General features: G+C 71.2%; 21 protein-coding genes. 8 read left to right on the top strand and 13 right to left on the bottom strand.

What is annotated here, in order from left to right; translation table 11 throughout:
- Positions 1-229: 229 nt before the first annotated feature.
- Together OZN99_RS06875 and OZN99_RS06880 are read left to right on the top strand one after the other, a co-directional pair.
- A complete protein-coding gene (locus tag OZN99_RS06875) occupies positions 230-1,165 on the top strand; it encodes a ketopantoate reductase family protein (protein ID WP_270934454.1) in 936 nt (311 codons plus the stop codon).
- 48 nt (positions 1,166-1,213) lie between these two features.
- The gene (locus tag OZN99_RS06880) at positions 1,214-2,134 is read left to right on the top strand and encodes a ketopantoate reductase family protein (RefSeq protein ID WP_270934455.1); all 921 of its coding nucleotides are present in this window, start codon (positions 1,214-1,216) and stop codon (positions 2,132-2,134) included.
- A 37-nt stretch (positions 2,135-2,171) separates the two neighbouring features.
- Here OZN99_RS06880 and OZN99_RS06885 read toward each other — a convergent pair whose 3' ends face one another.
- Positions 2,172-3,152 (bottom strand): Bug family tripartite tricarboxylate transporter substrate binding protein, encoded by a 981-nt coding sequence (locus OZN99_RS06885; RefSeq protein ID WP_270934456.1) that lies wholly within the window; start codon positions 3,150-3,152, stop codon positions 2,172-2,174.
- 191 nt (positions 3,153-3,343) lie between these two features.
- Here OZN99_RS06885 and OZN99_RS06890 point away from each other — a divergent pair, with 191 nt between their 5' ends.
- Genes OZN99_RS06890 through OZN99_RS06900 form a run of 3 tightly spaced genes read left to right on the top strand, consistent with a single transcriptional unit; the run spans position 3,344 to position 7,624 of the window.
- Entirely contained in the window at positions 3,344-3,568 is a 225-nt protein-coding gene (locus OZN99_RS06890) for a zinc-finger domain-containing protein (RefSeq protein WP_270934457.1), read from the top strand.
- Positions 3,558-6,428 carry a DNA polymerase I gene (gene polA / locus OZN99_RS06895; RefSeq protein WP_270934458.1) on the top strand — a complete coding sequence of 957 codons (2,871 nt, stop codon included), beginning with the start codon at positions 3,558-3,560 and terminating at the stop codon, positions 6,426-6,428. The genes OZN99_RS06890 and polA overlap by 11 nt, the downstream gene beginning before the upstream one ends.
- The gene (locus OZN99_RS06900; RefSeq protein WP_270934460.1) at positions 6,425-7,624 is read left to right on the top strand and encodes an MFS transporter; all 1,200 of its coding nucleotides are present in this window, start codon (positions 6,425-6,427) and stop codon (positions 7,622-7,624) included. The genes polA and OZN99_RS06900 overlap by 4 nt, the downstream gene beginning before the upstream one ends.
- On the opposite strand, the gene OZN99_RS06905 is transcribed toward OZN99_RS06900, so the two are convergent.
- From OZN99_RS06905 to OZN99_RS06920, 4 genes are all read right to left on the bottom strand, one after another.
- Positions 7,625-7,879 (bottom strand): hypothetical protein, encoded by a 255-nt coding sequence (locus OZN99_RS06905; RefSeq protein WP_270934461.1) that lies wholly within the window; start codon positions 7,877-7,879, stop codon positions 7,625-7,627.
- Positions 7,880-7,923: 44 nt separating this feature from the next.
- Complete coding sequence (locus OZN99_RS06910; protein ID WP_270934462.1) at positions 7,924-8,340, bottom strand: DUF2237 family protein; 417 nt, start codon at positions 8,338-8,340, stop codon at positions 7,924-7,926.
- Between the two features lie 76 nt (positions 8,341-8,416).
- Entirely contained in the window at positions 8,417-10,009 is a 1,593-nt protein-coding gene (locus OZN99_RS06915) for a phosphoenolpyruvate carboxykinase (RefSeq protein ID WP_270934464.1), read from the bottom strand.
- Between the two features lie 171 nt (positions 10,010-10,180).
- Positions 10,181-10,909 carry a HugZ family pyridoxamine 5'-phosphate oxidase gene (locus OZN99_RS06920; protein ID WP_270934465.1) on the bottom strand — a complete coding sequence of 243 codons (729 nt, stop codon included), beginning with the start codon at positions 10,907-10,909 and terminating at the stop codon, positions 10,181-10,183.
- Positions 10,910-11,007: 98 nt separating this feature from the next.
- On the opposite strand from OZN99_RS06920, the gene OZN99_RS06925 reads away from it, so the two are divergent.
- Together OZN99_RS06925 and OZN99_RS06930 are read left to right on the top strand one after the other, a co-directional pair.
- The gene (locus OZN99_RS06925; protein ID WP_270934466.1) at positions 11,008-11,709 is read left to right on the top strand and encodes a response regulator transcription factor; all 702 of its coding nucleotides are present in this window, start codon (positions 11,008-11,010) and stop codon (positions 11,707-11,709) included.
- 76 nt (positions 11,710-11,785) lie between these two features.
- Positions 11,786-12,073: a hypothetical protein gene (locus tag OZN99_RS06930; protein WP_270934467.1), complete on the top strand. Its 288-nt coding sequence runs from the start codon at positions 11,786-11,788 to the stop codon at positions 12,071-12,073.
- Positions 12,074-12,115: 42 nt separating this feature from the next.
- On the opposite strand, the gene OZN99_RS06935 is transcribed toward OZN99_RS06930, so the two are convergent.
- On the bottom strand, positions 12,116-13,732 hold the full coding sequence (locus OZN99_RS06935) for a long-chain-fatty-acid--CoA ligase (protein ID WP_270934468.1): 1,617 nt from the start codon (positions 13,730-13,732) through the stop codon (positions 12,116-12,118).
- A gap of 119 nt (positions 13,733-13,851) precedes the next feature.
- Here OZN99_RS06935 and OZN99_RS06940 point away from each other — a divergent pair, with 119 nt between their 5' ends.
- Positions 13,852-15,540 (top strand): stimulus-sensing domain-containing protein, encoded by a 1,689-nt coding sequence (locus OZN99_RS06940; protein WP_270934469.1) that lies wholly within the window; start codon positions 13,852-13,854, stop codon positions 15,538-15,540.
- An 18-nt stretch (positions 15,541-15,558) separates the two neighbouring features.
- On the opposite strand, the gene OZN99_RS06945 is transcribed toward OZN99_RS06940, so the two are convergent.
- From OZN99_RS06945 to OZN99_RS06975, 7 genes are all read right to left on the bottom strand, one after another.
- Positions 15,559-16,416, bottom strand: coding sequence for a ferritin-like domain-containing protein (locus tag OZN99_RS06945; protein ID WP_270934471.1), 858 nt, complete (start codon positions 16,414-16,416; stop codon positions 15,559-15,561).
- Positions 16,417-16,519: 103 nt separating this feature from the next.
- Complete coding sequence (gene atpC, locus OZN99_RS06950; protein ID WP_270934472.1) at positions 16,520-16,930, bottom strand: ATP synthase F1 subunit epsilon; 411 nt, start codon at positions 16,928-16,930, stop codon at positions 16,520-16,522.
- A gap of 174 nt (positions 16,931-17,104) precedes the next feature.
- Positions 17,105-18,532 (bottom strand): F0F1 ATP synthase subunit beta, encoded by a 1,428-nt coding sequence (atpD, locus tag OZN99_RS06955; RefSeq protein WP_270934473.1) that lies wholly within the window; start codon positions 18,530-18,532, stop codon positions 17,105-17,107.
- Between the two features lie 16 nt (positions 18,533-18,548).
- The gene (locus OZN99_RS06960) at positions 18,549-19,433 is read right to left on the bottom strand and encodes a F0F1 ATP synthase subunit gamma (protein WP_270934474.1); all 885 of its coding nucleotides are present in this window, start codon (positions 19,431-19,433) and stop codon (positions 18,549-18,551) included.
- A 25-nt stretch (positions 19,434-19,458) separates the two neighbouring features.
- The gene (gene atpA / locus OZN99_RS06965; RefSeq protein WP_270934475.1) at positions 19,459-20,991 is read right to left on the bottom strand and encodes a F0F1 ATP synthase subunit alpha; all 1,533 of its coding nucleotides are present in this window, start codon (positions 20,989-20,991) and stop codon (positions 19,459-19,461) included.
- A 1-nt stretch (position 20,992) separates the two neighbouring features.
- Positions 20,993-21,601: an ATP synthase F1 subunit delta gene (atpH, locus tag OZN99_RS06970; RefSeq protein WP_270934476.1), complete on the bottom strand. Its 609-nt coding sequence runs from the start codon at positions 21,599-21,601 to the stop codon at positions 20,993-20,995.
- Positions 21,602-21,767: 166 nt separating this feature from the next.
- Positions 21,768-22,676 (bottom strand): DMT family transporter, encoded by a 909-nt coding sequence (locus tag OZN99_RS06975; protein ID WP_270934477.1) that lies wholly within the window; start codon positions 22,674-22,676, stop codon positions 21,768-21,770.
- Between the last annotated feature and the right edge of the window lie 352 nt (positions 22,677-23,028).

Here is a 23,028-nt window from a genome sequence, read left to right on the forward strand (position 1 = left end):
TCCGCCAGGCGCAGCCGCGGGCCTTCGGCATCGCCACCTCCGGCCCAGCCCGGCAGCGCCGGCAGCCAGCCGGAGGCGGCGGGCGCGGCGGCCCACCAGGCGGCGGCGCCCAGGGCGGCAAGGACGGCGAGAAACAGGGGCAGGCGGCGCATGTGGACCCGATTTGCGCAGCAAGATGTAACGCGCCTATGTCGGCGATGCATCGGAAGATGAGCGGGGAGGGCCTGTCATGCGGATGCTCGTGCTGGGTGCCGGGGCGCTCGGCGGCTATTTCGGCGGACGCGCGATGGAACGGGGGCTCGATGTCACCTTCCTGGTGCGGCCGCGGCGGGCGGAGCAGCTGGCGCGCGACGGGCTGCGGGTGCGAAGCCCGCTGGGCGATATCGACCTGCCGGCGAGGACCGCGGCCGCGGCCGGCCCGGGCTTCGACGTCGTGCTGCTGAGCTGCAAGGCCTACGACCTCGAGAGCGCCATGGCCGCCATCCGGCCGGCGGTGGAAGCCGGCGCCTGCGTGCTGCCGATCCTGAACGGGCTGGTGCATATCGAGGCCCTGAACGCCGCCTTCGGCCCGGCGCGGGTCTGGGGCGGCCTGGCGAAGTGCGCGGCCACGCTGACGCCGGAGGGCGTGGTGCAGCACCTCGGCGACTGGCGCTGGCTGACCTTCGGCGAGCAGGACGGCCGCATGGACGGCCGCGCCGCCGCATTCGCCGAGGCGCTGGGGAAGACCCGCGGCCTGGAGGCCGAGGCAGTGCCGGACATCCAGCGCCGCATGTGGGAGAAGCTGGTGCATCTCGGCACCGTCGCCGCGGGCACCGTCCTGATGCGGGCCAGCGTCGGCGAGATCGTGCGCGCCGGCGGCCGCGACGTCCTGCTGACGCTGCTGGAGCGCAACGCGGCGATCGCGGCGGCGCACGGCCACCGGATGACGCCGGCCTTCATGGAGACCTATCGGGCGCTCTTCTCCGACCCGGCCAGCGCCTACACCGCATCCATGCTGCGCGACCTGGAGGCCGGCGGGCGGACGGAGGCGGAGCACATCCTCGCCCCGCTGGCGGAGGCGGCGCGCCGCGCCGGCGTGCCGGACGAGCTGCACGCGCTCGCGCTGCTGCACGCCCGCGCCTACGACCAGCGGCGGGAGGCCGGCCGGCTGCCCGCGCGGATGTAATGTGCGCGGAGCGCCCGGGCGTGACCTGATGGCGCGGGAGGATCGGCCATGCGGATGCTCGTGCTCGGTGCCGGGGCGCTCGGCGCCATCTTCGGCGGTCGTGCGCTGGAACGCGGCCTCGACGTCACCTTCCTGGTCCGGCCCCGGCGAGCCCAGCAGCTCGCCCGCGACGGACTGGTGGTGGAGAGCCCGGCCGGCGACATCCGTCGCCCCGTCACGACCGTGGCCCAGGCAGGCCCCGGCTACGACGTCGTGCTGCTGACGGCCAAGGCGTACGATCTGGAAGGCGCGATGGAGGCGATTCGCCCGGCGGTGGAAGCCGGCGCGGCGGTGCTGCCGATCCTCAACGGCCTGTCGCACATGGAGCGGCTGAACGAAGCCTTCGGGCCCGGGCGCGTCTGGGGCGGCCTGGCGCGCATCGTCGCGGGGATGACGCCGGACGGCGTGGTGCAGCAGACCGGCGAGATGAGCGAGCTCGTCTTCGGCGAGCAGGACGGGCGCATGGATGGCCGCGCCGCCGCGCTGGCGCAGGCGCTCGGCCGCGGCCGCGGCTTCGACGCGCTGGCCGTGCCCGACATCCTGCCGCGCATGTGGGACAAGCTGGTCATCATCGGCACCCTCGCAGGCGCGACGGTGCTGTTCCGCGCGGCGATCGGCGACATCGTCCGCGCCGGCGGGCGCGACACCATGCTGAAACTGCTCGACAGCAACGCGGCGATCGCCGCCGCGCAGGGCTTCCCGTTCTCGGAGGACGCGCGGGCGTTCCTGGCGAGGACGTTGTCCGACGAGCGGAGCGTCGCCGTCTCGTCGCTGCTCCGCGACCTCGAACGCGGCGGGCCGAACGAGGCGGACCACATCCTCGGCTACCTCGTCGAGGCAGCCCGCCGGAGCGGCCTTCCGCACGAGCTGCAGCACGCGGCCTGGCTGCACGCCAAGGCGCAGGACCAGCGACGCGCGCGAGAGCGGTAGCCCGGCGGAGGCCGCGCCGCTCGCCGCTAACCCGCCGCTACTCCGGCTGCACGCCCGCGGCGCGCAGGATCCTGGTGTACTGATCGACGTCCTTGCGGATCAGCTCCATCACCTGCTCGGACGTGTCGAAGCCCGGCCGCGGCGAGACGCCCGCCAGTTCGGTGAGCTTCGCGGCATTCTGCTGGATCGCGCCTCGGAAGGCGGCACCGAGCGCCGCGACCACGGGCGCCGGCGTCCCGGCGGGGGCGAGGATCGGGAAATACTCCTCGAGGATCACGCCCGGGAGCCCGGCCTCCGGCGCGCTCGGCACCTCGGGCAGCGCGGGGGACCGCTGCTCGGCCAGAACGGCCAGCGGGCGCAACGTGCCGGCGCGGGTGTGACCGATCGAGGACGCCATGGTCGGCGTACCGAGCTGCGCCTCGCCGGCGACCAGCGCCGCGACGCTCGGCCCGCCGCCGCGGTAGTGCACCAGCTCCACCTGCACCTGGGCAAGGGTGCGGAAAAGCTCGCCCGCCACATGCACGCCGCTGCCGATGCCGGCCGTCGCCTGGTTGTAGCGGCCCGGATTGGCCTTCAGCAGCGCGACGAGGTCCTGCGCGCGCTGGACCGGCAGCTGCGGGTTGGAGACGAGCACATAGGGGGAGAAGCCCGCCACCGCGATGCCGACGAAATCGTTCACGGTCTGGTACGGCACGCGCGCGACGATCGCCGGCACTGTCGGGTGGGAGCTGTTGATCAGCACCGTGTGGCCGTCCGGCGCCGAGCGCGCGACATGCTCCGCCCCGATCACGCTGCCGGCGCCGGCGCGGTTCTCCACCACGATCGGCTGGCCCAGAGCCTGGCTTGCGGCTTCGGCGACGATGCGTCCGACGATGTCGTTGGAGCCACCGGGGGCGAAGGGGACGATCAACCGGATGGGACGCGATGGCCGCCACCCCGCCGCGCCCTGCGCGACGGCGACGGACGGCGCGAGGCCGGCGGCGAGGGCAAGCGACAGGGCCTGGCGGCGCGTGCGCATCAAGGACGTCTCCCTGGCTACGGCCGCGCTTCGCCCCGGGCAGGGGCGGCGCCGGCCGGCGTTGCACCGGAACATACATGGATCGGGGTTGGTTGCCAGACGGTGTGCCGGCCGTCGCTGGCCGTCGGCCAAGGCTGGCCCGATCCGCCCTCCCCCCCTATCTTCCGCCGCGCAAGGACCAGGGTTGGACGATGCGGGACCAGCGACAGACGGGCTATGCGCCCGTGCTCACCCCCGGCGTGACGCCGGAAGAGACCTTCACCGTCACCAGCCGCACCGTCGGTTGCGACGGCGGCGGCGGCGCGCTGGGTCATCCGCTGGTCTATCTCCGCATCGAGGACCGCCAGGTGACCTGCCCCTACTGCTCGCGCACCTATGTCCTGGCCGAGGGCGCCGGCGACGACCATGGGCACTGAGCCCGCCTCCGGCGGGACCACGGACATCGAGGCCGCAGGCAAGCAGACGGCCGCCGGGCCGGAGGCGAACGGCGTCGCGCCGGTGGCGCCGGGGGAGAAGCGCCTGATCCTGGTGGACGGCTCGGGCTACATCTTCCGCGCCTTCCATGCCCTGCCGCCGATGACGCGGCCGGATGGGGTGCATGTGAACGCCGTCTACGGCTTCACCCAGATGCTCTCGCAATTCCTGGCGAAGCACGCGGCCAGCCATATCGCCGTGGTGTTCGACAGCGCGCGCCTGACCTTCCGCAACGAGATCTACCCCGACTACAAGGCCCACCGGCCGGAGCCGCCGCCCGAGCTGGTGCCGCAGTTCCAGCTGATCCGCGAGGCGACCGAGGCGCTCGGCGTCTGCAAGGTGGAGCAGCCGGGCTACGAGGCGGACGACATGATCGCCGCCTACGCCAAAGCCTTCGTGGCGGAAGGCGGCACGGTCGCCATCGTCTCCTCCGACAAGGACCTGATGCAGCTGATCCGGCCGGGCGTGGAGATGCTGGACCCGATCAAGCAGAAGCCGATCCGCGAGCCGGAGGTGCTGGAGAAGTTCGGCGTCACCCCCGACAAGGTGGTGGAGGTGCAGGCGCTGGCCGGCGATTCCACGGACAACGTCCCGGGCGTGCCGGGCATCGGCATCAAGACCGCGGCGCAGCTCATCACTGAATACGGCGACCTCGAGACGCTGCTGGCCAATGCGTCGAAGATCAAGCAGCCCAAGCGGCGCGAGGCGCTGGAGCAGAACGCGGAGAAGGCGCGCATCAGCAAGCGCCTGGTTCAGCTGGACGCCGACGCGCCCATGCCGATCCCGGTCGAGAAGATGGTGGCGAAGCCGCCGCAGCCGGCGACGCTGGAGAAGTTCCTGCGCGAGAACGGCTTCCGCAGCCTGCTCGCGCGCCTGGGCTTCGGCGACGGCGCGGCGAGCGCGCGGCCCGTGCGTTCCGCGACGCCCGATCCCGAGGCCGTGGCTGCGCCCGCCCAGCAGGAGGTGCCCTTCGGACCCTACGAGACGGTCACCACGATCGAGGCGCTGCGCGGCTGGATCGCCGCGTCACGGACCGCCGGCGTGATCGGCTTCGATACCGAGACCGACAGCCTGGACGCGCTGAAGGCGCGGCTCGTCGGGCTCTCCATCGCGACGGCGCCCGGCCGCGCCTGCTATGTCCCGCTGCGCCACGAGGGCAGCGGCGACCTGATGGGCAGCGGCACGCCGCAGCAGCTGGACCCGGACGCGGCGCTGGCGGAGCTGAAGCCGCTGCTGGAGGACCCGACGATCCTCAAGGTGCTGCACAACGCGAAATACGACCTGGAGGTGCTGTGCCGGCCGGAGAATGGCGGCATCGCCGTCGCGCCGGTGGATGACAGCATGATGATCTCCTACGCGATGGAGGCGGGGCGGCACGGCCAGGGCATGGACGAGCTCTCGCAGCTGCATCTCGGCCATGTGCCGATCAGCTTCGACAGCGTCACCGGCACGGGGCGCAGTCGCATCCCCTTCAGCCAGGTGCCGCTGGACAAGGCCACCGCCTACGCGGCGGAGGACGCCGACGTCACGCTGCGGCTCTGGGCGCTGCTGAAGCCGCGCCTGCGGGAAGCGAAGGCGCTGTCGCTCTACGAGCAGGTGGAGCGCCGCATGGTCGGCGTGCTGCGCGACATGGAGCTGCGCGGCATCAAGATCGACGCCGCCGAGCTCGCCCGCATCGGCGAGGATTTCACGCAGAAGCTCGCCCTCTACGAGAAGCAGATCCACGACCTCGCCGGCCGGCCCTTCAACGTCGGCTCGCCGAAGCAGCTGGGCGAGATCCTGTTCGACGAGATGAAGCTGCCGGGCGGCAAGCGCAGCAAGCTGACCGGCGCCTGGGGCACGGATGCGAGCGTGCTGGAGGAACTGGCCGCCCAGGGCGTAGACCTGGCCCGCCGCGTGCTGGACTGGCGGCAGATCCAGAAGCTGAAATCCACCTATGTCGAGGCTCTGGCCCAGAAGGCCGACGCCCAGGGCCGGGTGCACACCGACTTCGCCATGGCGGTGACCTCGACCGGGCGGCTGTCCTCGACCGAGCCGAACCTGCAGAACATCCCGATCCGCACCGAGGAAGGCGCGCGCATCCGCACCGCCTTCGTCGCGGAGCCCGGGCATGTCCTGCTCTCGGCCGACTACAGCCAGATCGAGCTGCGCATCCTGGCGCATGTCGCCGACGTCCCCTCGCTGAAGGAAGCCTTCGCGCGTGGGGAGGACATCCACAGCCGCACCGCCGCCGACATCTTCCGCCTGGATCCCGCCAAGGTGGACAAGGAGGCGCGACGCCGCGCCAAGACCATCAACTTCGGCATCATCTACGGCATGTCCGCCTTCGGCCTTGCCGCGCGGCTGGGCATCGGGCCGGGCGAGGCGCGCGGCATCATCGACGCCTACTTCGCGCAGTACCCGGGCATCCGCGACTGCATGGAGCGCTTCAAGGAGGACGCCCGAACCCGCGGCTACGTCGAGACGCCCTTCGGCCGCAAGCTCTGGATCGCGGAGATCGCGGCCAAGGACCCCGCCCGCCGCGCCGGCGCCGAGCGCGCCGCGATCAACGCCCCCTTCCAGGGCGGCGCCGCAGAGGTCATCAAGCGGGCGATGGTCCGGCTGCCGGCCGCGCTGCGCGAGGCCGGCCTCGCGGCGCGGATGCTGCTGCAGGTGCATGACGAGCTGGTCTTCGAGGTGCCGGAGGCCGAGGTGGCCGCCACCGCGGCGCTGGTGCGCCAGGTGATGGAAGGCGCCGCGACGCTCTCCGTGCCGCTGGCCGTCGAGGTCGGCCACGGCCGTTCCTGGGCGGAGGCGCATTGAGCACCGCGGTCGCCGACGCCACGCAGGAAGGCTGGACCGCCGGCGAGCGGCGGACGCTGTTCGCCGTGACCGGCGCGCATGCCGTCAGCCATTTCCACATCCTGGTCTTCGCCCCGCTGTTCCCGCTGCTGCGGGACGAGCTGGGCGCCAGCTTCGTGGAGCTCGGCCTGGCGATCACCCTGTTCAGCCTGACCACGGCGCTGACCCAGGCGCCGGTCGGCTTCCTGGTGGACCGGCTCGGCCCGCGCCGCGTGCTGACCGCGGGGCTCACACTCGGCGGCATCGCCTTCGGCAGCTTCGCCGTCTTCGGCGGCTACACCTGGCTGCTGATCTCGGCCGTGCTCGCCGGTCTCGCCAACTCGGTCTATCACCCCGCGGACTACGCCATCCTGGGCGGGCGGATCGGCGCAGCCCGGATGGGCCGCGCCTTCTCCTGGCACACCTTCTCGGGCTTCGCCGGCGGGGCGGTCGCGCCGCCGATCCTGCTGACGATCGCGGGGATGGCGGGCACGCGCGGCGCGGTCGGCGCGGCGGCGCTCGTCGGCTTTGCCGCCGCGCTCTATGTCTGGCTGGCCTGCCCGCGCGACACGGCGCCCGCCGCGCCCAAGGCGGCAGCCGGCACGACGCAGCCGCGTCTGCTGAACCCCGCCATCCTGGGGCTCACCGGCTTCTTCGTGCTGATCTCGCTGTCGATCAGCGGCATGAACGCCTTCTCGGTGGCGGCGCTGGTGACGACGCATGGCATGTCCCTCGCGCTCGCCAGCGCGGCCCTCACGGCCTACCTGATCGGCTCGGCCAGCGGCGTGCTGCTGGGCGGCGGCCTGGCGGACCGCACCAGCCGGCACGGGCTGGTCGCCGCCGTGGGCTTCGCCGGGGCCGCGGCCTCCACTGCGCTGGTCGCGCTGCTGCCCCTGCCGGGCTTCGTCGTGCTGCTGCTGCTGGGCCTCTCGGGCGTGCTGAGCGGACTCTGCATGCCCTCGCGCGACATGATGGTCCGTGCCGCCGCGCCGCCCGGCCAGGCCGGCGCGGCCTTCGGCATCGTCACCACCGGCTTCAACATCGGCGGCATGGTCGCGCCGGTGCTGTTCGGCTGGCTGATGGATGCGGGTCGGCCGCAGGCGGTCTTCCTGCTCGGCGCGGCCTTCATGGCCACGACGGCGCTGGTCGCGCTGCTGCAGGATCTGCGACGGCGGTAGCTACCGCCTGCGCTTGCCGGCTGCCTCCTTCCGCGCGCTGGCCGTGCCGGCCGGCGGCGGCGGGGGCTTCGCCTTGCCGCGCGCGGTACGCCGCGCCTCGCCCAGCGCGATCGCCACTGCCTGCTTCACCGCCTGCGACTTCGTCTTCGGACGGCTGTTGCCGATGGTGCCGTCCTGCTCCCAGTCATGGACCAGCTCCTGGATGTTCGCGGAGACAGTCTCGCGCGAGCCACCCTTCTTCAGCCGTGCCGGCATGGTCGCACCTCCTGGCAGGCGGAACGCGGCCTGCCCGGTGCGGTTCACGGCGCGTCGACCGCGTGGTCCTTCAGGTGGCTCAGCTCCACCACCGCAAGCGCCGCCTCATGCGTCGCCTCCAGCAGCACGGGCGGCGCGAGTCCGGCCAGGCGCGCCTCCTCCCACCGTGCGGCGCAGAGGCACCAGCGGTCGCCGGGGTTGAGGCCGGCGAAGCCGTATTCCGGCCGCGGCGTGGACAGGTCGTTGCCGCGCGCCTTGCTGAAGGCCAGGAATTCCGTCGTCACCTGCGCGCAGACCACATGCAGGCCGAGATCATGCGGCCCGGTGTTGCAGCAGCCGTCGCGGAAGAAGCCGGTCAGCGGCGCGACCGAGCAGGGCAGCAGCGTGCCGCCCAGCACGTTGCGCGCGGGCTGCGGCCCATCGCCGCGGCCGCGGCGGCGGGAGGTGTCGTCGAGGGGCATGTGCCGGACCTCCGGAATCGAAGCGGGCGCGTCCCCCCGCGGGGAACGCGCCCGCATCCCTGATGGCGGGGTCGCGTCAGGCGGCGGCGCGGATCGCCGCGGCCTTCACGTCCTCGCCCACCGCGCCGGCGAAGGTCTCGAAGTTCTTCTCGAACAGCGAAACCAGGTGCTTCGCCTGGCGGTCATAGGCGTCCTTGTCGGCCCAGGTCTCACGCGGGTTCAGCACCTCGCTCGGGATGCCCGGCACGGCCTTCGGCATCATCAGGCCGAAGAAGGGATCGCGCACGAACTCCACCTTCGCCAGCGACCCGTCGAGCGCTGCGCGCAGCAGCGCGCGGGTGTGCTGGATGCTCATCCGCTTGCCAGTGCCATAGGCGCCGCCGGTCCAGCCGGTGTTCACCAGCCACACCTGCGCGCCGTCCTTCGCGATGCGCTCCGCCAGCATCCGGCCATAGACTTCCGGGTGGCGCGGCAGGAAGGGCGCGCCGAAGCAGGTGGAGAAGGTCGCCTGCGGTTCCTTGCCCAGCCCCTTCTCGGTGCCCGCCACGCGCGCGGTGTAGCCCGACAGGAAGTGGTACATGGCCTGCGCCGGCGTCAGCTTGGCGATCGGCGGCAGCACGCCGAAGGCGTCCGCCGTGAGCATCACCACGTTCTTCGGCTTGCCCGCGCGACCGCCTGCGACGGTGTTCGGGATGAACTCGATCGGGTAGCAGGACCGCGTGTTCTCGGTCAGCCGCCCGTCATCGAGGTCGAGGTTGCCGCGCTCGTCGCCGATCACGTTCTCCAGCACCGCGCCGAAACGGTGGCTGGCGTCCCAGATCTGCGGCTCGGCCTCCTTCGACAGCTTGATGACCTTGGCGTAGCAGCCGCCCTCGAAGTTGAAGATGCCGCCATCCGACCAGCCATGCTCGTCGTCGCCGACCAGCGCGCGCTCGGGATCGGAGGAGAGCGTCGTCTTGCCGGTACCGGACAGGCCGAAGAACAGCGCGGCGTCGCCGCCCTGGCCGACATTGGCGCTGCAATGCATGGGCAGCACGCCGCGGTCGGGCAGGATCCAGTTCATCACCGTGAAGATCGACTTCTTGATCTCGCCAGCGTAGCTGGTCCCGGCGATGCAGATGGTGCGCGCGGCGAAGCTCAGCGCGATGCAGGTGGAGGTGCGGCAGCCGATCTCGGCCGGGATCGCCTCCAGTTCCGGCGCGTGCAGGATCACGTAGTCCGGCTTGAACCCGGCCAGCTCGGTCTGCGGCGGGCGAATGAACATGTTGCGTGCGAACAGCGCGTGCCAGGCATTGGTCGTCACCAGCCGCACGCGGACGCGATGCGCCGGGTCGGCGCCGGCATACAGATCCTGGGTGAACAGCTCCGGCTGCTGGCCGAGCCAGGTGCGCACCTGCTGCGTGAACTTCTGGAAGTTCGCCGGAGCCATCGGCTGGTTGATGCGGCCCCACCAGACTGCGTCGTGCACCTCGGGGTCGTCCACCACGAACTTGTCCTGCACCGAGCGGCCGGTGTGCTGGCCGGTCACCGCCATGAACGCACCATCGGCGGAGAGCCGGCCCTCGCCACGGCGCAGCGCATGGGCATAGAGGCCCGGCGCGGTGAGGTTGACGTGGATTTCCGCCGGGCCGGTGACACCGGTGCCCGAAAGCGCTGGGTTGGACGTCATCAAAGCCTCCACTCGGGCGCGGTCCGGACCTTGGACGACAACAGGCCGGTGACGCTGCGCACGCGCCCCCCCTTCATGGGTGAGCGCGGCGAAATTAGGGCGGCTAAGCGGTTGTGCGCAATGCGAACCGCCTGGTTACCGCGCTGACATGACGACGTATTGCGCGCGACCTCAGGTGGAAAGCCGCGCCCGCCCCTCCCGCGCGGCGCGGATCAGCGCCGCGCGCACCCCGTCGGGATCCGCTACGGGTGCTGGCCAGGCCAGCCGCAGCACCTTCTCCTCGAGCGCGAGGTCGCAGCCATCCGTGTCCACCGCCGCGAGTCGCCAGGCGCCCGGTGCCCCGCCCAGAAGCCCCTGGGCGATGGCCGCCACCGCGTCGGCGTGGTCGGCGTTCACATGCGCCAGGATCTCCGCCTCCCCCGCCGCCAGCGCGGCGACCGCGCCCGGGTCGGGCAGCAACTCGGCCAGCCGCAGCCGCGTGGCGCGGGCGAAGCCGCCGACCAGCAGCGCCCCGCCCGGGCGGATGCGCCACAGGGCGAAGTCGCCGAAATCGGCGTAGAGCGCCGCATAGGGGTGGCGGGCCAACCAGCGCGCCTTGAGCGTCGCGACCTCCTCGGTCGGCACCATCTCCGCCAGGCCGGTCACGGTCACGCGAGGTGCGGTCTGCGGATTGGCGCTTTCCGGCGTGCCGACGAACAGCAGCGAGCAGCGCGGCTCCGCCCGCAGGTGGCGCGTATGCTCCGAGAGGGACGACAGCAGCAGCAGCGGCGCCAGGTCCGGCGCCGTGGCGGGGGTGACCAGGCTGGCGAAGGGCATCCCCTCCGCGCTGGTCGCGAGCGTTGCCGAGATCGCCCCGCGGACCAGCCGCCGTGCCTCGAAGCCGAGCCCTTCCGTCGCCATATCGTCTCCGGTTGTCCGACCCGCCTTTGCCACAATCCGGCGGCAGGGTGGCACCGACCGGAAGATGGGCAGCCGCCCTGGTCCAGGGAGTATCCGCCGTGCCAGCCACCATCGCGCTCGTGGACGATGACCGCAACATCCTGACCTCGGTCTCCATGACGCTCGAGCAGGAGGGATTCCAGGTCCGCACCTACACGGATGGCGAATCGGCGTTGCAGGGGCTGATGGCGCGGCCGGTCGATCTCGCCGTGCTCGACATCAAGATGCCCCGCATGGATGGGATGGAGCTGCTGCAGCGCCTGCGCCAGCGCAGCGCCATGCCGGTGATCTTCCTGACCAGCAAGGACGACGAGCTGGACGAGCTGATGGGGCTGCGCCTCGGCGCCGACGACTACATCACCAAGCCGTTCAGCCAGCGCCTGCTGCTGGAGCGCATTCGCGCCCTGCTGCGCCGGAACGAGGCGAGCCGCGCCGAGGGCAGCGGTACCCCCGCCGGCGGCATCATCGCCCGCGGCGACCTGGTGCTGGACGAGACCAAGCACACCTGCATCTGGAAGGGCCAGCAGGTGCAGCTGACCGTCACGGAGTTCCTGCTGGTGAAGGCGCTGGCGGTGCGGCCGGGCATGGTGAAGAACCGCGACCAGCTGATCGACGCGGCCTATGGCGAGAACATCTACGTGGACGACCGCACCATTGACAGCCACGTCAAGCGCGTGCGCAAGAAGTTCCGCGCCGTGGACAACGACTTCGCGCAGATCGAGACGCTGTACGGGCTGGGGTACCGCTACAAGGAAGCCTGATCGGGCTGCAACCGCCGCCGGGGCAACCGGCCACCCGCACGCTGCGTTCGGACAACGACGCGTGAGGAGGCCCCCGATGAAGCGGATGATGATGGGCGTGGCGATCCTCGCCCCGCTCGCCGGCTGCGCCTATGTGAACGAGCCGCCCGCCTATGCGCGGCAAGGCTACGTCCAGCCAGGCTACGCGCCGCAGGGCTACGTGCAGCAGGGCTATGTCGCCCAGCCGGCCTATGTCCAACCCGGCTACGGCTATGCGACGCCCGCCGCGCCCACCGGCGGCTACCGCGACGGCAGCTACGAGGCCGAGCGGCAGGCCTATGAATACGGCCGCCGCGACGGGGCGGCGGCCAGCCGGAGCTGGTAGGCCGCGCCTGCGCCCTTTCCCGCTGGAGAGGGCGCCGCTGCCCTACACCCCGAAATGCCCGGCGAACTGCTCGCGCAGCTTCGTCTTCAGGATCTTGCCCGTCGCGGTGTGCGGGATCTCCTCCACCACGACGACATCGTCGGGCATCCACCACTTCGCGACATGCGGCGCGATGTGGTCCAGCACGGACTGCTTGTCGATCGTCCGCCCCTGCTTCGCCACCACCACCAGCAGCGGCCGCTCGTCCCATTTGGGATGCCGTGCCGCCACCACCGCGGCTTCCGCCACGTCCGGATGGCCGACCGCGAGGTTCTCCAGCTCGATCGAACTGATCCACTCGCCGCCGGACTTGATCACGTCCTTGGTGCGGTCGGTGATCTGCATGTAGCCATGCTCGTCGATGGTCGCGACGTCGCCCGTCTCGAACCAGCCATCCGCCGTCAGCGAATCCTTCTCCTGCTTGAAGTAGCCCTTGGTCACCGTCGGGCCCTTCACCTGCAGGTTGCCGAAGGTCGTGCCGTCCCATGGCTTCTCCGCGCCGTCGTCGCCGACGATGCGCATGTCAACCGTGAAGGGCGGGAAGCCCTGCTTCTCCTGCAGGTCCAGCATCCCCTCCGCGTCGCGGTCGGCAACCTCGGGCTTCACCCCGCAGATCGTGCCGATCGGCGAGGTCTCGGTCATGCCCCAGGCATGCATCACCTTCACGCCGCGATCCGCGAAGGCCTTTGTGATGGCGCGCGGGCAGGCGCTGCCGCCGATCACCACGCGCTGCAGCGTGGTCAGCGGCGCACCAGTCGCCTCCAGGTGCTGCAGCAGGCTGAGCCAGACCGTCGGCACGGCCGCGGTGAAGGTCACGCCCTCCGCCTCCATCAACTCGTGGATCGAGGCGCCGTCCAGCTTCGGGCCCGGCAGAACCAGTCCGGCCCCGGTCAGCGCGGCGGAGAAGGGCAGGCACCAGCCATTCGCGTGGAACATCGGCACCACCGGCATCACCCGGTCCGCGGAGCGAATCCCGAACATGTCCGGTGCCGTGCTGGCCAAGGCGTGCAGCACGTTGGACCGGTGCGAGTAGAGCACGCCCTTCGGGTTGCCTGTCGTGCCGGAGGTGTAGCAGAGGCCAGCCGCCGCGTTCTCCTCCACCTCCGCCCAGGAGAAGTCGCCATCGGCTTCGGCGATCCAGCTCTCATAGTCCACCGCGCCGGGCAGCCGCGTCTGCGGCATGTGCGCCGCATCGGTCAGGATGACGTAGCGCTTCACATGCGGCAGGCCGGGCGAGAGCTTCTCCAGCAGCGGCACGAAGGTCAGGTCCGCCAGCATCATCCGGCTTTCCGCGTGGTTCAGGATCCAGGCGATCTGCTCGGGGAACAGGCGGGGGTTCAGCGTGTGGTAGACCGCGCCGACGCCGGTGATGCCATACCAGGACTCGATATGGCGCCAGGTGTTCCACGCCATGGTCGCGATGCGGTCGCCGGGCTTCACGCCTTCCCGCGCCAAGCGCTGGGCGACGTGCAGCGCGCGGGCGCGCAGCGCGCGGTAGTCGGTGGCGTGGAAGGGCCCCTCGACGCTGCGGCTGGCGATGCGCCGCGCGCCGTGGTGGCGCGCCGCATGGTCGATCAGCCGGTGGATGCGCAGCGGCCAGTCCTGCATCAGTCCGAGCATCGTTCCCCTCCCTGTCGTGTCCGGTCGGCGCGCCGGTCTCGGCGCGAATCTCGGGCCAAGCCGGGCCGTGCGCAACAGGCGTGGCCCGTCGGCGCGCGGCGGGGTAGGCTGGGTGCCCGATGCCCGACGCCAGCGGCGCGCCTATCCTGCCGGCCAAGACCGACGCGCGACGCCGCCGCTGGCTGTCGCCGCTGCTGCGCCGCATCCTGCTGCTGAACGCCCTGCCGCCCGCCCTGCTGGCCGCCGCGCTGCTCTATCTCGACCAGTACCAGAACGGGCTGCTGGCCGCCGAGGTGGAGGCGCTGCGCACCCAGGCCCGCATCTACGCCGGCGCCATCGCCGAGGCTGCCACCCGCACCCGCGATGACCGCACGACCCTGGTGGCGGAGGCCGCGCGCCCCCTGCTGCGCCGCCTGGTCGAGCCCTCGCCCAACACCCAGGCGCGGCTGTTCGACACCACCGGCCTGCTGGTCGCCGACAGCCGAGTCCGGGAAGGGCCGGGCGGCGCCATCGTCACCGAGCCCCTGCCCCCGCCCGAGCCGCGCGGCGCCTTCGCCGGCACGGTGGCCGGCGTCTATGACCGGGTCCTCGCCGTGCTGCCCCGCGGCACCCGGCAGGAGGTGACGGTAGACGTGAACCCCGACGCCCCCTCCTTCGACTGGCAGCCGGAATTCGGCGGCACGGGCAATGCCCAGACGGGCGCCGACCGGAGGGAGGAGTTGCGCCTAGCGCTGGAAGGCGGCGTGCGGCCCTATATCCGCCGTACGGCGGAAGGGCGGCTGCTGGTCTCGGTCGCCGAGCCCGCGCGGCGCGGCGCCGCCTCGGTCGGCATCGTGCTGCTGACGCGGGAGGCGCGGGAAGTGGACCAGCGCCTGCTGGAGATCCGCGTCTCCGTCCTCGCGCTGTTCGGCCTGGCGCTGCTGCTGACGGTGCTGGCGTCGATCTACCTGGCCCGCACGCTGGCGACGCCGATCCTGCAGCTTGCCGAATCGGCCGCGGCGATGCGTGAAGGCGAAGGCCGCGCGGGCAGCGTGCCCGCGCCGCTGCTGGCGCGCGACGACGAGATCGGCGTGCTGGCGCGCGACCTTCAGACCGCGGCCCGCGCCCTCTGGGCCCGCATCGACGCCAACGAGCGCTTCGCCGCGGACGTTGCGCATGAGCTGCGCAACCCGCTCACCTCGGTTCGCAGCGCGATCGAGACGCTGCGCCGCATCGAGGACACGGCCAAGCAGAAGCGCCTGCTGCAGATCATCTCCGACGACGCCGTCCGCATGGACCGGCTGATCAACGACATCGCCGACAGCTCCAAGGTGGATGCGGAGCTGTCGCGCACCATCGCACAGCCCGTGGACGTCGCCCCCATCCTCGGCGCGCTCGGCGAGCTGCACGCCGCGACGCGGGAGGATGGCGACCCGGTGGTGGAGATCGAGGCGCCGGACAAGCTGATCGTGCGTGGCGTGGAAGGCCGGCTGGTGCAGGTGTTCCGCAACCTGATCGGCAATGCCGTGTCCTTCAGCCCCAAGGACGGCAAGGTGACGGTGCGTGCGCGTCCGCTTGGCGCCGTCGTGGAGTTCACGGTCGAGGACGAGGGCCCCGGCATCCCCGACGCCAAGCTGGAAAGCATCTTCGACCGGTTCTACAGCGAACGCCCGCATGGCGAGCGGTTCGGCCAGCACTCCGGACTGGGCCTGTCCATCTCGCGCCAGATCGTGGAGGGTCTGCGCGGCCGCATCAGCGCCGAGAACCGCCGCGACGCCGAGGGCAAGGTGCTCGGCGCGCGCTTCATCGTTCGGCTGCCCGCGGCCTGACTTCGCCGGCGCGGAGCGTCAGGCCGCCGCGCGCAGCGGCGCAGCGTTGTTCTCGTTGGCGACCACCGCCGCGCGGAAGCGGTCGCGGCGCCATTGCAGCAGGCGCCAGGCGCCCTTCGCGGCGATGTCGGACAGGCGCCCGCGGGGCTCCAGCCCGATCGCCTTGAAGATCATGCCCATCCCCCGCTCGACGTGGCGGAAGCGGTAGTAGCCCATGGCGCGGCCCATGTAGCCGGCGATGCACCGGTCATGGTCGTAGGGCGTGCCCGGTGCCTCGTTGGAGCAGTGGAAGGCGTAGGCGAGCTCGTCGTCCTCGCTCTCGCCGATTCGGCCCATCGCCACCTTCAGCCGCTGCACGAAGGAGAGATTCTCCCGCGCCAGGTAGCGGCGCATGTGGTCGTAGAACAGCTTGAAGTGGCGGTACTCGTCGGCCGCGATCAGGCGGCAGACCTCCTTCAGCACCGGCTCCTCCGTGCCTTCGCCCAGCGCCGTGTAGTAGGAGGAGGTGCCGGTCTCCACCATGCAGCGCGCGATCAGCTCGCCCGTGCGGCTGCCGCGGATCGAGGCATCGGCCGTGGTGTCGATCTTGAAGCTCTCGCGGTAGCGATCGAATGCGGCGCGGAAATCCCAGCCGGGATCGGCCAGCGTCGCCCACCTGCCGAGCGCCTCGCCGTGCTGGACCTCCTCGACCGCCCAGTTCTCGGCCGCCAGCTGGAAGTCCGGATCGTCGTGGAAGACCGACTTCAGGTAGAGCGCGTAGTCGTCGCCGTTCCGTTCCACCATCGCGGCCGCCTTCACCAGCGGCACGAGCTCGGGGTCCACCTTCGACGGATCGAAGCGGTCCCACGACACCTGCTCGACACGCCAATGCTTCATCTGGTCCCCCCGGGACAAACGCAAAAGCCGCCCGCAACCCTATGTTTTGCGGACGGCTTCCGGTTTCAAGCGGTGCCTGCCCTGAACCCGGGCAGGTCGGTGGTCAGGCAGCGCCGGCGGCGGCGAGCATGGCGCGGGCCGAGAGCAGGCGGGCCATCGCGGCGTCGCGCTTCTCAGGCGTGTCCGCCGTGGCGGCGGTGTAGGCCGCCTCGGCCTCCCGCACGCGCTGCTCGGCATCGGCGCGGGACAGCTGGGCCACCGGCGTCGCCTCGTCGGCGAGCACGGTGCAGCGTTCCGGCGTCACCTCGGCGAAGCCGCCGCCGACGAAGAGGCGGTCGGTCACCTGGCCATTCTCGGTCACGGTGATGATGCCGCCGCGCAGTGCGACGATCATCGGCGAATGGCCGGGCAGCACGCCCATCTCGCCTTCCGCCGCCGGCAGCACCGCCATCTCGACGGGGCGGCTCAGCAGCAGCTTCTCGGGGCTGACCAGTTCGAGCTGGAAGGTCGCCATCAGCAGTCCCCTACCTCACCAACAGCAGACGCGGCTGCCACGCGTGGCGGCCGAGTTGCGAGGGTCCGGCCGCACAGCGGCCGGCGCCGCCCACCCGCCAGCGCCGCCGGGAACACCAGCGGCGCGGCGAAGCCAAGCGCGCGGATGCGCGCGCCCGGCACTTGAGGGCAAAGATTACGCCGCAGCCTTGAGGGCCTCGCCCTTCTTCACGGCGTCCTCGATCGTGCCGACCATGTAGAAGGCGGCTTCCGGCAGGTGGTCGTACTCGCCAGCGACGATCCCGGCGAAGCTGCGGATCGTGTCCTCCAGCTTCACGAAGACGCCCGGCGTGCCGGTGAAGACCTCAGCGACGTGGAAGGGCTGGGAGAGGAAGCGCTGGATCTTGCGCGCGCGCGCCACCACCAGCTTGTCCTCTTCCGAGAGCTCGTCCATGCCCAGGATCGCGATGATGTCCTGCAGCGACTTGTAGGTCTGCAGGATGCGCTGCGTCTCGCGCGCCACGCGGTAGTGCTCCTCGCCCACCACGCGCGGATCGAGCGCGCGGGATGTCGAGTCGAGCGGGTCCACCGCCGGGAAGATCGCCATCTCCGCGATGGAGCGGCTCAGCACGGTGGTGGCGTCGAGGTGCGCGAAGGACGTCGCCGGCGCCGGGTCGGTCAGGTCGTCCGCGGGCACGTAGATGGCCTGCACCGAGGTGATCGAGCCCTTCTTGGTGGAGGTGATGCGCTCCTGCAGCGCGCCCATGTCGGTGGCCAGTGTCGGCTGGTAGCCCACCGCGGAGGGGATGCGGCCGAGCAGCGCCGACACCTCGGCGCCCGCCTGGGTGAAGCGGAAGATGTTGTCGATGAAGAACAGCACGTCCTGGCCCTGCTCGTCGCGGCAGTATTCCGCGAGCGACAGGCCGGAAAGCGCGACCCGCGCGCGGGCGCCCGGCGGCTCGTTCATCTGGCCGTAGACGAGCGCCACCTTGGAGCCTTCGGTGTCGTTCTCGTTCAGCTTGATCACGCCCGCATCGACCATCTCGTGGTACAGGTCGTTGCCCTCGCGCGTGCGCTCGCCGACGCCGGCGAAGACGGACACGCCGCCATGCGCCTTCGCGACGTTGTTGATCAGTTCCTGGATGGTGACGGTCTTGCCGACGCCGGCGCCGCCGAACAGGCCGATCTTGCCGCCCTTCAGGTAGGGCGCGAGCAGGTCGATCACCTTGATGCCGGTGACGAGGATCTCGGCGCTGGTCGCCTGCTCCTCGAAGGAAGGGGCCTCGCGGTGGATGGTGTAGGTCTTCTCGGCGGCGACCGGCCCGCGCTCGTCGATCGGCTCGCCGATGACGTTCAGGATGCGGCCCAGCGTGCCGTTGCCGACCGGCACGGCGATGCCCGCGCCGGTATCCACCACCTCGGACCCGCGCACCAGACCGTCCGTGGTGTCCATGGCGATGCAGCGCACCGTGCGCTCGCCCAGGTGCTGCGCGACCTCGAGCACCAGGGTGCGGTCCTCGATCTTCACGTGCAGCGCGTTCAGGATGGACGGCAGTTCGGCCGGGAACTGCACGTCCACGACGGCGCCCAGAACCTGCGTGACCTTGCCGACGTTGTTCTTCATCGTGCGGTTTCCCTGCTCAGACGGCTTCTGCACCGGAGATGATCTCGATCAGCTCCTTGGTGATGTTGGCCTGTCGCGTGCGGTTGTAGTTGAGCGTGAGCTTGTTGATCATCTCGCCGGCGTTGCGCGTGGCGTTGTCCATCGCGTTCATCTGGCTGCCGTAGAAGCCGGCGTTGTTCTCCAGAAGGGCGCGGTAGACCTGGATCGCCAGGTTGCGCGGCAGCAGCGTGGCGAGGATCTCCTCCTCCGCCGGTTCGTATTCGTACAGCGCCTGCGGACCGGCCGCCGCGTCGTCCTTCGCCTCCGGAAGCGGCGCCGGAATCAGGCGCTGGTCCGTCGGGACCTGGGTGATGACGCTGCGGAAGCGATTGTAGAGCAGGCTGCAGACGTCGAACTCGCCCGCCTCCAGCATCGCCGTGATCCGCTCGGCGACGGCGGCGGCATCCTCGAAGCCGATGCGCTTCTTCCCCATGAAGGTGATCTCGCCCACGATGTGGCGGGGGAATTCGCGCTTCAGGAAGGCGGCGCCCTTGCGGCCCACCGACAGCACCTTCACCGTCTTGCCCTGCGCTTCCAGCGCGCGGATGCGCGTGCGGGCGAAGCGGCCGACATTGGTGTTGAACGGCCCGGCCAGGCCGCGGTCGGCTGTGACCACGACCAGCAGGTGCACCTGGTCCTGGCCGGTGCCGACCAGCAGCTTCGGCGCATCGGGGTTCGACGCGACGGAAGCGCCGAGCGAGGCGAGCATGCGCTCCATCCGCTCGGCATAGGGGCGGGCCTGTTCGGCCTGGGTCTGGGCGCGGCGGAGCTTGGCCGCCGCGACCATCTTCATGGCCTGCGTGATCTTCCGCGTGGACTTCACGCTGTTGATGCGTCCACGCAGGTCCTTCAAGCTGGGCATCGGACCTTATCCGGCTGCGTCGCGATCAGGCGAAGGACTTGGCGAAGTCGTCGAGGAACGACGTCAGCTTCGCCTCCGTCTCCTTCTTGATCTCGCGGTCGGTGCGGATGCTGTCCAGGATGCCAGGCTCGCGGGTCTTCAGCTCGGACAGCATGCGCCGCTCGAACTCGCCGACCTTGTTCACCGGGATACGGTCCAGGTAGCCGCGGGTGCCGGCGAAGATCGCCGCCACCTGCTCCTCAACCGGCACCGGCTTGAACTGCGGCTGCTTCAGCAGCTCCGTCAGCCGCGCGCCGCGCGCCAGCAGCGCCTGCGTCGTCGCATCCAGGTCGGAGGCGAACTGCGCGAAGGCCGCCATCTCGCGATACTGCGCCAGCTCCAGCTTGATCTTGCCGGCGACCTGCTTCATCGCCTTGATCTGCGCCGCGGACCCCACGCGGGAGACCGAGATGCCGACGTTCACCGCGGGGCGGATGCCCTTGTAGAACAGCTCCGTCTCCAGGAAGATCTGCCCGTCCGTGATCGAAATCACATTGGTCGGGATGTAGGCGGAGACGTCGCCGGCCTGCGTCTCGATGACCGGCAGCGCCGTCAGACTGCCCGCGCCGAAGTCGTCGTTCATCTTCGCCGCCCGCTCCAGCAGGCGGGAGTGCAGGTAGAACACGTCGCCCGGATACGCCTCGCGTCCCGGCGGGCGGCGCAGCAGCAGCGACATCTGGCGGTAGGCGACGGCCTGCTTGGACAGGTCGTCGTAGAAAATGACCGCATGCATGCCGTTGTCGCGGAAGAACTCGCCCATCGCGCAGCCGGTGTAGGGCGCGATGAACTGCATCGGCGCCGGGTCGGAAGCGGTGGCGGCGACGATGATGGAGTATTCCAGCGCGCCGCTCTCCTCCAGCTGCTTCACCAGCTGGGCGACCGTGGAGCGCTTCTGCCCGATGGCGACGTAGATGCAATAGAGCTTCTTGCTCTCGTCGCCGCCGGCGTTGATGCCCTTCTGGTTGATGATCGTGTCGATGATCACCGCCGTCTTGCCGGTCTGACGGTCGCCGATCACCAGCTCGCGCTGGCCGCGGCCGATCGGGATCAGCGCGTCGATCGCCTTGATGCCCGTCTGCATCGGCTCGTGCACGGACTTGCGGGGAATGATGCCCGGCGCCTTCACCTCGACGCGCTTGCGCTCGGTCGCCTCGATCGGGCCCTTGCCGTCGATCGGGTTGCCCAGCCCGTCCACCACGCGGCCGAGCAGGCCCTTGCCCACGGGCACGTCCACGATGGCGCCGGTGCGGCTGACGGTGTCGCCCTCGCGCACGGACTTGTCGTCGCCGAAGATGACGATGCCGACGTTGTCGGTCTCGAGGTTCAGCGCCATGCCCTTCAGGCCGGCGGAGGGGAACTCCACCAGCTCGCCGGCCATCACGTTCTGCAGCCCGAAGACGCGCGCGATACCGTCGCCCACGGTCAGCACGGTGCCGACCTCCGCCACGTTGGCGTCGGCGTCGAAGCCCGCGATCTGCTGCTTCAGGATCTCCGAGATCTCGGCAGGACGGATCTCCATGTCAGGCAGCCCCCTTCATCGCGTACTGCAGTCGCTGCAGCTTGGACTTGATCGAGTTGTCGTAGAGGCGCGAGCCGATGCGGACGACGAGGCCCCCCAGGAGCGAGGGGTCGACGCTTTCCTGCAGCTGCACGCCGGAGAAGCCGGCCTCCGTCAGCCGCGCAACGATCTGCGCGCGCTGCGTGTCCGACAGCGGATGGGCGGTGATGACCTGCGCCGTCTGCTGGCCGCGGCGCGCGGCAAGCTGGGCGCGGAAGGCGGTGGCCACCGCCGGCAACTCGCCCAGGCGGCGATTGCCGATCATCACGCCGACCAGGTTGCGCACCTCGGTGCCGATGCCGACCGCCGCGAGTATGCCGAAGGCACCGCGGCGCTGCTCGGCGGAATCGAGCCGCGGATCCTCGACGAAAGCGCGGAAGCCGTCATCCTCGCGCCACAGGCGGAACAGGCGGTCGAGGTCGCCGGCGATTCGGTCCGCCGCGTTCGGCTCGCCCTTGCGAAGGTCGTCCACGATTCCCAGCAGCGCCAGGGCATAGCGCCCCGCCAGGGCGCTCGGCGTGGGGGCCTGCGGGGCGGAGCCCGTGCTCACATTCGTCGCGGCGGAGGCCAAGGCGGTCCCGATCCTGTTGCTGGGCGGCGCGCGGCGGGGCTGCGCGGCACATAGAGGGGCGCGCCAGGGGAGGGCCTGAACCACCCCCGGCGGCGGCGGCGGGGCCTTAACATGGGTGGTGCAGTGCGGCAATACGCCGGGGACCGCATTCCCGGCCGCATCGGCCCTATCTGCTGGCCAGCAGAACCAGCACGACGCCCGCCACCACGATCAGCGCGCCGACCATCTCGGCGGGCTTCGCCTTCTCCTGCAGGTAGAAGCGGCTGAAGGCCAGGGTGAACAGGATCTCCACCTGGCCCACCGCGCGCACCAGCGCCACCGGGGCCAGCGCGAAGGCCGAGAACCAGCAGGCCGAGCCCAGCGCCGACAGCGCCCCGACCCGGGCCGAACTGCGCCAGGTGGCGAAGACGGCGCGGATCGAGGCGGGCTCGGTCCGGGCCAGCCAGGCGCCCTGCATCAGCGTCTGCAGCGCGTTGGTTACCACCAGCAGCAGCAGCGCCTTGTGCACCAGGTCGTCGCCCGCCGTGTCCTGGCTGGCCGCGCGGATCAGCACGCCGGTCAGGCCGAAGCAGAAGCCGGCCCCGATGCCGCAGAGCGCCGCCGGCTGGGTCAGGCCGCGCAGCAGCTCGCCCGGGCTCGTCCCGCGCCCGGCGAGCGAGAGGTAGAGCACGCCGCCTACGCCGACCGCGATGCCGAGCCAGGCGAGCGGCGCCAGCTGCTCGCCGAGCAGGATCGCGCCGACGATTGCCGCCTGCACCGCCTCGGTCTTGGAATAGGCGGTGCCGACCGCGAAGTTGCGGTGGCCGAAGGCCATGATCAGCAGGTTGGTGCCGATGATCTGCGACAGCCCGCCGACCGCGCAGAGCAGCACGACCCACCCGGACAGCGCCGGGGGCGCCTGCCCCGCAGCGGCGCCGTAGCCCAGCAGCAGCGCGCACCCCACCGGCACGCCGTAGAGGTAGCGCACGATCCCCGCCGCATTCACCGAGAGCTCCCCGCGCAGGCGCTGCTGCATGGCGGTGCGCCAGCACTGGAACAGCGCCGCGGCCAGGGTGAAGGCGATCCAGGAGGTCATGCAGGCTCGTGCGGCCGGGGTTGCTGCGCGCGCGCGACGGGCGGCGTGAGGTCACGCGACAATGGACACGGCCGGCCCGGCTGCGGCAGCATGGCTGGGCCCCGCAAGCGCACCAACCATAATGGCGCGGAGCACCACCCCAGGGTCAACCAGCATCCCGGAAGGAGTGTTCCATGTCCGCATCCCCGCGCCATGCGTCCGTCCCGCCCGCACGCCTCGCCCTCGGCTATTTGCGCCGCCGCCGCGTCGTCGGCGCCTCGCTCGGCGTGATCGGCGCGCGCCGCGCCATGGCGCAGGCGCCCTGGCCGCAACGCCCGGTGCGCCTGGTCGTCGCGCAGCCGCCCGGGGCGGG

Source organism: Falsiroseomonas oryzae (genome assembly GCF_027856955.1).
Classification (GTDB): domain Bacteria; phylum Pseudomonadota; class Alphaproteobacteria; order Acetobacterales; family Acetobacteraceae; genus Falsiroseomonas; species Falsiroseomonas oryzae.